At 37.4% G+C, this 10,096-nt stretch carries 10 protein-coding genes and 1 riboswitch; all 10 genes read left to right on the forward strand.

Features of this window, described 5'->3' with window-relative positions:
* Positions 1 to 16: 16 nt before the first annotated feature.
* The 10 genes from AC3G7N_RS08105 to AC3G7N_RS08150 all read left to right on the forward strand — a co-directional run bounded on the left by AC3G7N_RS08105 (position 17) and on the right by AC3G7N_RS08150 (position 9,988).
* Positions 17 to 1,027, forward strand: coding sequence for a DUF3231 family protein (locus AC3G7N_RS08105; RefSeq protein ID WP_489421643.1), 1,011 nt, complete (start codon positions 17 to 19; stop codon positions 1,025 to 1,027).
* A gap of 9 nt (positions 1,028 to 1,036) precedes the next feature.
* On the forward strand, positions 1,037 to 1,528 hold the full coding sequence (locus AC3G7N_RS08110; protein WP_489421644.1) for a hypothetical protein: 492 nt from the start codon (positions 1,037 to 1,039) through the stop codon (positions 1,526 to 1,528).
* A gap of 188 nt (positions 1,529 to 1,716) precedes the next feature.
* On the forward strand, positions 1,717 to 3,294 hold the full coding sequence (locus AC3G7N_RS08115) for a spore germination protein (protein WP_489421645.1): 1,578 nt from the start codon (positions 1,717 to 1,719) through the stop codon (positions 3,292 to 3,294).
* Entirely contained in the window at positions 3,281 to 4,564 is a 1,284-nt protein-coding gene (locus tag AC3G7N_RS08120) for a Ger(x)C family spore germination protein (protein ID WP_489421646.1), read from the forward strand. Before AC3G7N_RS08115 ends, AC3G7N_RS08120 begins: the two co-directional genes overlap by 14 nt.
* Positions 4,565 to 4,567: 3 nt before the next feature.
* Complete coding sequence (locus AC3G7N_RS08125) at positions 4,568 to 4,807, forward strand: hypothetical protein (protein WP_489421647.1); 240 nt, start codon at positions 4,568 to 4,570, stop codon at positions 4,805 to 4,807.
* Positions 4,800 to 5,894 (forward strand): GerAB/ArcD/ProY family transporter, encoded by a 1,095-nt coding sequence (locus AC3G7N_RS08130; RefSeq protein ID WP_489421648.1) that lies wholly within the window; start codon positions 4,800 to 4,802, stop codon positions 5,892 to 5,894. The genes AC3G7N_RS08125 and AC3G7N_RS08130 overlap by 8 nt, the downstream gene beginning before the upstream one ends.
* 52 nt (positions 5,895 to 5,946) lie before the next feature.
* On the forward strand, positions 5,947 to 6,957 hold the full coding sequence (locus AC3G7N_RS08135) for a DUF3231 family protein (protein ID WP_489421649.1): 1,011 nt from the start codon (positions 5,947 to 5,949) through the stop codon (positions 6,955 to 6,957).
* Positions 6,958 to 7,170: 213 nt separating this feature from the next.
* Positions 7,171 to 7,443 (forward strand): YesK family protein, encoded by a 273-nt coding sequence (locus AC3G7N_RS08140; protein ID WP_489421650.1) that lies wholly within the window; start codon positions 7,171 to 7,173, stop codon positions 7,441 to 7,443.
* 216 nt (positions 7,444 to 7,659) lie between these two features.
* A riboswitch (cyclic di-AMP (ydaO/yuaA leader) is annotated at positions 7,660 to 7,806 on the forward strand.
* A gap of 123 nt (positions 7,807 to 7,929) precedes the next feature.
* Positions 7,930 to 8,595, forward strand: a complete 666-nt coding sequence (locus AC3G7N_RS08145; protein WP_489421651.1) for a potassium channel family protein — start codon at positions 7,930 to 7,932, stop codon at positions 8,593 to 8,595.
* A gap of 49 nt (positions 8,596 to 8,644) precedes the next feature.
* Entirely contained in the window at positions 8,645 to 9,988 is a 1,344-nt protein-coding gene (locus AC3G7N_RS08150) for a TrkH family potassium uptake protein (protein WP_489421652.1), read from the forward strand.
* Positions 9,989 to 10,096: the final 108 nt, after the last annotated feature.

Raw genomic sequence — 10,096 nt, forward strand, 5'->3', positions numbered from 1 at the left:
CGAAAGGAACGTACACATGGAAAACAATGAACATAATCATATTGAACTAACATCTTCTGAAGTCTCTAGTCTATGGGGATTTTACCAAGCCGACACGATGATGATTTGTGGGATAAAATACTTCTTAGTTAATATAAAGGACGAGCAAATTAAATCTATCTTAGAATACGCATTATCGTTAATAGAAGAGCATAAAAGTGAAATTACGCAAATTTTTAATGAAGAAGAATATCCTGTTCCACAAGGATTTACTGAGGATGATGTAAACTTAGATACCCCCCGCCTTTTCACAGATAAACTTTACCTAGAATTCATATTGAATATGTCTAGTTATAAACTAGCTGGATATAGTCTATCTTTAGCACTTGCGGAACGAACCGATATTATTGATTATTACTTAAAGGCCTTAAGTCATACACAAATCCTACACAAAAAAGCAAAAGAACTAGCAAAAGAAAAAGGTACTTATACACGGTCTCCACTTATACCAAAACCGAGTCAAATTAACTTTGTGCATAATAAAAGCTTTTTGGCAGGTTGGTTTGGTGATAAAAGACCATTAATTGGGATAGAAATTTCAAACCTCGTATTTAATGCAAAACGAAATGCATTAGGACAGGCTATAATAACTGGATTTAGCCAGGTAGCACAATCAAAGGAAGTTAGACATTACTTTGAGCGGGGGCGAGACATATCTGGGAAACATGTGACTGTATTTACGAACGTTTTAAATCAAAACTACCTCGCGAGTGGGACTTTACTTGCTACATCAGAAGTAACCAATTCAAAAGAAGCTCCCTTTTCCGATAAATTAATGATGTTTCTTATTACGACCCTCATCGCATCCAGTATTGGACAATATGGATTATCAACGGCTTCAAGTCCAAGGCACGATTTAGGTGTAACATATACCCGTTTAACAGCAGAGATAGCTAAGTTTTCTAATGATGGTGCGAAAATTCTGATTAATAATGGTTGGATGGAATTACCACCTATTGCTGCTGATAGGAAGGACTTGGCCAAGTAGGGCCAGAGGATGAAAACTTTAAAGGGTATTCATAAAGACAAATTAGAAAAATTGCTATGGAGCGTTGCGTTGCCCGGGTTTGGTCAATTATTAAATAAAAAATATGTAAAAGGTATTGTATTAATCATATTAGAATTTGTTGTAAATGTAATGTCCAATTTTAATCAAGCCATTATTTTAAGTTTCCATGGCAAAATTCAAGAGGCTATCGATCAAACGAATTTTTTGTGGCTCATGTTTTATCCCTGTCTCTACTTTTTTGCAATTTGGGATGCGTATAGAGATGCAGATGGTGAAAATAAGCCTTATTCTTTTTTACCATTCGTTTTTTCTGCCTACTTTGTAACTATTGGCCTAATCCTTTCACCCACTTTTACTTTTATGGGAAAATTAATAGGGCCTATTTGGTTGCCCATACTTTTTTTACCAATTGGCATTGCTATTGGTTGGATCATAAAATGGGTGTTACTTAAGGTTAGCACGAACACATCTGAACCGTGATCTTAATATATTGTGATAGAGTCGCAATTGCTTTGTAGAATGAATATATCATTTTGCGAAGCCTATTTTTTTACTTAATAGCTATGCAGTACGATTAATTACTCAAGCGTCTTTTTAAAAAACGGCCTAAAATAAAAAGAATAAATTTAACTTTTTACGAAAAACTAATCTTTACGGAGGTGTGGTATTTGAATAGATTTTCCACAAAAAACAATGACAGTGAACAATTAAACACGAATAATTTGTCCATTCCCTTATCATCATCTCTTGAGGTGAATGTCTCCATCCTAAAAGAAACATTTAATTCGTGCGACGATATCATCTTTTACCACGCACAATTCGATAACCAATCTGGATGTCTGGTCTATTTATCCGAAATGGTCAATAGTAGGGAACTTACTGAAATAGAACAAGGTCTATCTTCTTATTCCAAGAATCAACCAAAAAATGACTCAGAGAATTCTTTTAGAACATTTATGCATCAGCGTTTTCCTTTTAGCAGGATAGAGGAATCAAATGATCTGCAATCCGTCTCTCAAAAAGTCTTGTCAGGTCATACCATTCTTCTAGTTGATAATATAGATCATGCCTTTTTTTTCCCCCCGCATAACCAAACAGATCGAAAGGTGACAGAGACCAACACCGAACGCACGGTTATGGGACCGAAAGAAGGTTTCGTGGAGGATATCCATACAAATTTGCGGTTAATTCGTCGAAGACTACAAACCTCGTCTTTAAAAGTCAAACATTTAACAATAGGGAAACAAACGCGTACAAAAGTAAGTGTGGTTTATGTCAAAGGGATTGCTGATGAGAAAATTGTAAAAGAAGTACAACAGCGATTAACCGAAATCGACATTGACGGGATTTTAGACAGCCATTATTTAGAATCCATGATAAAGGATTCACCAAAATCGCCTTTTCCAACTGTGTTCAGTACAGAGCGCCCAGATCGTGTCTGTGGCGGACTATTAGATGGAAAAGTGGCTATTCTAACGGATGGCAGTCCTTTCGCTTTGACAGCACCTGCCATGTTTGTTGAGTTTCTTCATTCAAGAGAAGACTATTATGAAGGGTCACTGATTGCAACCATACTCCGCTGGGTACGCTTTTTGGGTCTTTTTGTCACTTTAATTCTCCCAGCATTTTATGTAGCCATGACGACGTTTCATCAGGACCTACTACAAACTCCTTTCCTACTACGAATTGCGGCCAATCGTGAGGCCCTGCCATATCCTGTGTTAATTGAGGGGCTTTTTATGCTCCTGGCATATGAACTGATGCGGGAAGCAGGGTTACGAATGCCAAAAGTATTCGGCGGGGCAGTAGTTACCATTTTGGGGCTCGTATTAATCGGCCAGGCTGCGGTGCAGGCCGGAATCATCGGGCCCGTAATGGCAATTGTTGTTTCGGTTACAGCTTTGACATCTTTTATCTTACCGAATTATGCATTCCATCAGATTATACGCTTTTGTGGTATCCCTTTACTTTTATTAGCAGGATTCTTTGGGTTTATGGGGATAATTGTCGGTCTGATGTTTGGTTTAACCCACCTTGTCAGCATACGTTCATTTGGTGTCCCCTACTTTTCACCTGTTTCCCCTGCAAGAAAAGAAGGGTGGAAGGACGTATTTATTCGAGCGCCATGGTGGGCAATGGAAACCCGTGAGCCGGGGCTAGGAGTGGACAACATATACCGTACTGGTAAAGATAATTCCGCTAAACCTCCTAAAGATGTAAAGGAGGATCGAAATGAGGAAAATTAAGCCATCCAGATGGATACGTCGACTCTGCGCCATTGCATCGTTTGTTATTATTCTGTCATTAACAGGGTGTTGGAGTGCTGATGAAATCAATGACCTTGCTACAATCAACGTTATTGGAATTGATGAAAACGATGCCGGGCAAGTTGAGTTAACAGCTGTCATTGCCAAACCATACACACTCTTTGCAAAAACCGCCGTTTCTGGCAACGAACAAAGCAAATTTTTGATTGAAACAACAACAGGTGAAAGCCTCTTTGAAGCGATAGGTAATTTATCAGCATCCGTTTCAGAAACACTTTATTTTGGTCATGTAGATGCAATTGTATTTGGAGAAAAGGCAGCACGTGAAAGAATGGTAGCTGCATTGGACTTTCTTAAGAGAAAAAGTGATTTCCGCCCCAACATTCAATTATTGGTAACTAGAGGAACCGCATCGAAATTAGTTAAAACAATGCCTCAACTAAATATTACTCTAGGGTTGGAATTAAAGAATTTAGTGCTTTCCGATCGATTTTCAGCTACCGGTATGGTCAAAGACATTAGCCAATTTATGGAGGCACTTTCCAGTGAAACAACGGATCCTTATACAGGTGTCATAGGTGCCGTGGAAAAACAAGGAGTCAATATCCACGAGAATAAAAGAGATACTAAAAATCAAGCTGCTCCTAAAGGGAATGAAGGCGAAACTTCTGAAAATAATCACCATATACCGAAGGCACTTGGTTTGAACGGCACCGCAGTATTTAAAGGTGGGCGGCTAAAAGGTTTTCTCGATGAAAAGGAAACAAGTGGCCTTTTATGGATAAAAGGCCAACTCCAAAGCGAGATTATTAGTATGAAATGCGGAGAAAACAATGATGGAACAGTTAGCTTAAATGTCACTGACTCAGCATCACAACTGATTCCTCAACTATCTGGAGGAAAACCTCAAATGGTTGTTGATATTGAAGTTGAGGCTGAAATTGGTCAAGTGACTTGTACTAATTTTAATATGAACACGCGTCAAATCGATCGTTTAAATCAGCAGCTTGAAAAAATGGTCAGACAAGAAGTATATAGTGTCTTAAACAAGGCAAAAGATCAATGGCAAACAGACATTTTTGGATTCGGCACAGCATTTTACCGAAATCATCCGAAAGAGTGGAAGCAAATGGCCCCTAACTGGAGAAATGGCTTACTTAAAAACATGGAAATTGATCTAAAAGTCACAGCAACTATTTCACGGTATGGACTTCTTAAAGATCCGCCCAAAGCAAATGAGGGGAAGTAATAGATGAATATTTTATTGTGTTTACTTCTAATCGCGTTAATTGCACTGACGACAGGAACCCATATCTATTTCGTTTGGAAAAGGAAAAAATATAAACTATTAGTTGCTCAACTCGGGATTGTAAGTCTCACTGTTATTTTAGGAATATTGACCATTTATGATTTGACGGATCCTTCTATATCCAAACTATTAAATACGTTGAGCCCACTGGAAAAAGGAAACGGAGGTACCAGCCATGATTGAAAAAGGCAGAATAAGTAATATTCAGGCAGCGATGTTAGCTATCACATCCTTAACAATCATTGGACATTTGATTTTATTAACGGTAGTTTTCCAACAAAGCGGCCGGGACGGTTGGATTGCAGCCATTGGAGGCGCCATTTTAGGGCTGATTGGGATTATTTCATTAATCAAGCTGTCTCAGCATTTCCCTGGTCTGACGTTAATTGAAATCTTATTTCAACACTTTTCATGGCTGGGAAAAATAATTGGTGTGCTTTATCTGATTTATTTTTTTATTATGGTTACGTTGGGGACAAGACTGTTTGCCGAGGCCTATAAAACAATTATGGTTGAGACACCGATGTGGGCGTTTGTTACGGTTATTTTGCTCCTGACAACTTTCATTGTGTATTTGGGACTTGAAACATTGGGGCGTCTTAACCAAATCATGTTACCTGTTTTAGTAATCGTTGCAATGGCAGTGGTTTTCCTGACTATGGGGGAGAAAAAAGATTATACCAATTTGTTGCCAATCATGGGCGATGGCGTAATCCCTGTAACAATAGGGTCGATATCAGTAATGGCGTGGTTTGGTGAATTTGTCATTTTAGGTATGATTCTCCCCTATGTTCAACGTCCAAAGAAATTGGTTAAAACTGGTGTAGGAGTAGCAGTTATCACCTTGATTTTCTTTCTTGGTCCGGTTACAGGCCCTATTGCCCTATTCGGTGCCGAACAGGCTGCAAACATGGTCCTACCAACTTTTTCAGAAGTTCGTTATATCGAGGCAGGAGAAGTCATCAACAGATTTGATGTCATTGCAATACTTTTTTGGACAGTTGGGTTAATGATTCGAATAGCATTATTCTTTTACGGACTAAGCTTAGGGTTAGCCCAAGCATTGCGGTTAAATACGTACCAACCTTTAGTCATTCCATTAGCTTGGCTGATAGGAATAGGGTCCATTCTATTCGCCAAAAATTATGCTGAATTGAATGCATTCCTTTTTGAATCTTACGTTCCCCTTAATATAGTTATGGGTGCCTTTTTGCCTGTAGCGCTGCTAATTTGGGGTTTAATGAAATATAGACGATCAACAAGTGATTAAAAGAACTGAAAAAGGAAGAATTAAGTAATTTCAATATTGGAGGTTTTATTCATTGGAAAACAAAAGTCATAATGTTCGTCTAACTTCTTCAGAATTGGCAAATCTTTGGACGCAATTTCAGAATGACAGTATGGCTATCTGTGTTATAGACCATTTTCTAGAAAAAGTGGAGGATCATGACGTTCGTGTAGTCCTTGACTTTGCAATTAGATTATCAAAGTCCCATACTGAAAAGATTAAAAAATTTTTAGATGAAGCGAATTACCCAATTCCAAGAGGATTCACAAAAGAAGATGTAAACCTTAAGGCGCCCCCATTGTTTTCAGACCCTTTAACTTTATACTATATGTATATTATGACACTTCACGGTTTAACGGGTTACGCCGCAGCAACTGGTACTTCAATTCGTGCCGACCAAAGAAGCTATTTTATTCAATGCAATACAGAATCCATGCAATTATACGATAAAATCGTAGAACTCATGTTACAAAAAGGTATTTTCAGTAAACCTCCTTCTATCAATGCACCAGAACAGATTGACTTTGTGACGAATCAAAGTTATTTAAATGGGTGGTTTGGGAAACAAAGACCTTTAAATGCAATAGAAATTGATGGCCTCTTTTTTAACGCGCAAAAGCTTATGGTAAAAGTTGTCCTGGAAATAGGATTTAGCCAGGTAACCCAATCAAAAGACATGCGTAAGTATTTTCAACGAGGGTTAGAAACTTGTAAAAAACATGTGAAAACCCTTGATTCTGTCTTGACTGAAAATAACCTACCTTCACCAAAGAAATGGGAGTCAGAAGTTACAAATTCCACGGTTTCACCTTTTTCAGACAAGCTGATGCTGTTCCATGTTGTCGCATTGGTTTCCACAGCAGCCGGTTTTTACGGAGCTGCAATGGCTGTTGTACAAAGACGAGATTTGGCAGCACAGTACACGCGTCTTATAGCAGAGATTGGACTATATGCTGAAGATGGAATTAATCTCCTGATAAAAAACGGGTGGTTGGAACAGCCCCCTGTGGCTGATGATCGTGCAGAATTGGCTAATAATAAATGATAGTCCATCTTATTAGAAATATTTTGCCATTCGCACAAAGGTTTTACGGTATCTTTCTCTATTTTTTAGGTGTTGCAACTCATTTACAGTTAACCATCATTTTGTAAAGCTTGTTTCATATCTATGTTTTTAACTGGTGAATAAAGGTTATAGACAGGAATAGATGTTTATGAAATCTAAATGTAATAGTAATGTAATAGGTGGAGTGGTTTGATGGAAATGCTTATTTTTATTGGTGGTAGTTTAACTGTAATCGCAATTGTATTGGTGTTCCTAGCAAACATAACCTTTCCAACGAAAAAGGTAATGAAATACCTTCCTTCAATTATCCTTATTATCTCAGGTATCTTTTTGGTTCCAGCAAGCCTGTTAACCGGCAGATGGACAGGAATTGGTATCGGTGTATATGGACTAATGGCGTTTATGCTTGGAGTAGTTGTTTTGTTAATTGCAGTAATATTGGATACGACTTCTAAAAAATATTAATTTTGACAGGAAAGGGCTACAGCCAAAACTGGAGTCCTTTCCTGCTTTTAAATTCAATAATTTTATTAAACAAGCGTAACTAATAGAAATCAGAAGATAAATTAGCTAAACATTATCCAAATGTCTATATTTGATTATATTTAAACTTATTTGCTTCTTTACACTTAAAAATGACAAGCGTATTATAAATCTCATCTTATTGAAAGTAATTTTAAATGAATGTAATCGCTGAATTCCAATTGAAACGGAGAAACCAATATTTTGTGGAAAAAACCACTTGGGGTGAATCCTTTATATAAGGTAGGGTGACTCTTAACATCCGAATCCGACAGCTAACTCCGTAAGCGTTTAGAGAGAGATCACACACATGCGATGCATGGTATCTTAAACGATGCCAAAATCTGCAAAGGGATCTTATTCTCTTGTGGATTTTTTTTATGCAAAAAAATAGTGTTTCTATTTTATTTGGTGAAGGGATTTGTAGAAATGAAGAATAAAGATATGCAAATTGCCATAATAGGACTTGGCAAGTTCGGTGGTAGTTTGTGCAAGGAATTCACCAAACTTGGTGCCTCTGTATTAGCTATGGATTCAAATTCTCATAAAGTAAAGGAATATTCTACTATAGCAACACATGTGATTCACGCTAATTCAGGAGATGAGGAAATACTTAAACAGTTTGGAATACGTAATTTTGATCTTGCGGTAGTTTCTCTTGGTGACGATATGCAATCCAGCATTTTAACAACGTTAGTCTTGAAAGAGATCGGCGTTACAAAAGTATGGGCAAAAGCACAATCGAAATATCATGGAACAATCTTGAGAAAAGTTGGGGCTGATCGTGTCATTTATCCCGAGCAGGATATAGCGAAAAAACTTGCTTATCATGTTGTATCGGATAAGATTTTAGATTACATTGAACTATCAAACGAGCACAGTATTCTTGAAATGATAGCTACAACGAAAATAAATAACAAAACAATACAAGAACTAGACGTTCGAGCGAAATTCGGGTGTACCATAGTAGGTATTAAAAATAAGGGAAACATTATCATATCACCTCCTGCTGATGAAAGAATTTACAATGGTGATATATTGGTAGTAATCGGAAGAAACAGTGAACTGAAAAAGTTTGAGAAGAAGGAATTATAATATGTATATCAGACAAAAACTAGTGCGTGGGGGAAAGGAGTAATATGACATGCATTTAGAAAAACGTTTTAGAAGCCGAATGAACTCAACCAAACTCAATCCTCCACAAATCTTAGGAACAGGATTTATTATTCTAATTGTTTTAGGTGGATTTTTATTAAAACTTCCTTTTGCTACCAAGATACCGGTTAGTTGGATTGATGCTTTTTTTACATCAGCATCCGCTACTACCGTAACAGGTTTGTGGGTTGTTGATACACATACAGCTTATACCTTGTTCGGACAATTTATTATTCTTGTTTTAATTCATGTTGGTGGACTTGGTTTTATGACGTTTGCAATAATGATTATTATATTTTTAGGCAAGCGAATTGGGCTGCGGCAAAGGTTAATTATTCAGGAACAATTACAAACACCTATTGGTGGAATAATAAAGTTGGTGAAGAGAGTTGTAATTTTTTCTCTTGCTATTGAAGCAATTGGTGTTATATTGTTATCTTTACGCTGGGTACCAGAAATGGGATTTTGGAAAGGGGTATATTACAGCCTTTTTCATATTGTTGCTTCCTTTAACAATGCAGGGTTCGCACTTTGGCCTGATAGCCTGTCAAACTATGTAGGTGATCCAGCCGTAAATATAATTATCACACTAATGATTATTACAGGCGGTATTGGATTTACCGTGCTACACGATTTATGGTACTGTAAAAAAATTCGTTTACTAAGCCTTCATTCTAAAATTATGATTGCTGGAACAATTATTATTAATACCGTTTCAATCCTGACTATATTTTTGCTGGAATTTGACAACCCTAACACGTTAGGATCATTATCGCTAGCGGATAAGTGGTGGGCCTCATACTTTCAGGGGATATCCCCCAGAACTGCTGGATTCAACACCATACCGATTGGTGAATTAGAAGAATCGACAAACGTCCTCATGATGATGCTTATGTTTATAGGAGCTGGTAGTATCTCCACTGGCGGCGGTATAAAATTAACTACTTTTATCATCATCTTATTGGCTGTTGGAACATTTCTAAAACAAAAGAAACAGAATCCTATTGCTTTTAAGAGAAGAATAGACGTTAAAATCGTATACCGGGCATTAGCCATCGTAATGACAAGCTTATCTTTTATCTTTATGGCCGTTTTTACTTTGCTGATTACAGAAAATATCCAGTTCCTTCCTTTACTTTTTGAAGTTGTTTCAGCATTTGGTACTGTTGGTTTATCCATGGGTATAACTGCAGATCTTAGCACCATTGGGAAATTGGTTATTATGTTTATGATGTATCTCGGACTCATAGGACCATTAACCATCATGTTATCCGTATCCCAAGCTGAAAAAGAAAAAATTCGCTATCCAGCTGAGAACGTTTTCACAGGATAATAAAATAAGAAAAGCGCATGCGCCTTGAAAGACACGACAAGCATAAGCAGAGTGGTGCAGTGTGGGTGCTTTGCCCACGCGTAAGCGAACTGCTTATGTCTCGAGTGT

This window comes from Virgibacillus carmonensis, from assembly GCF_057836705.1.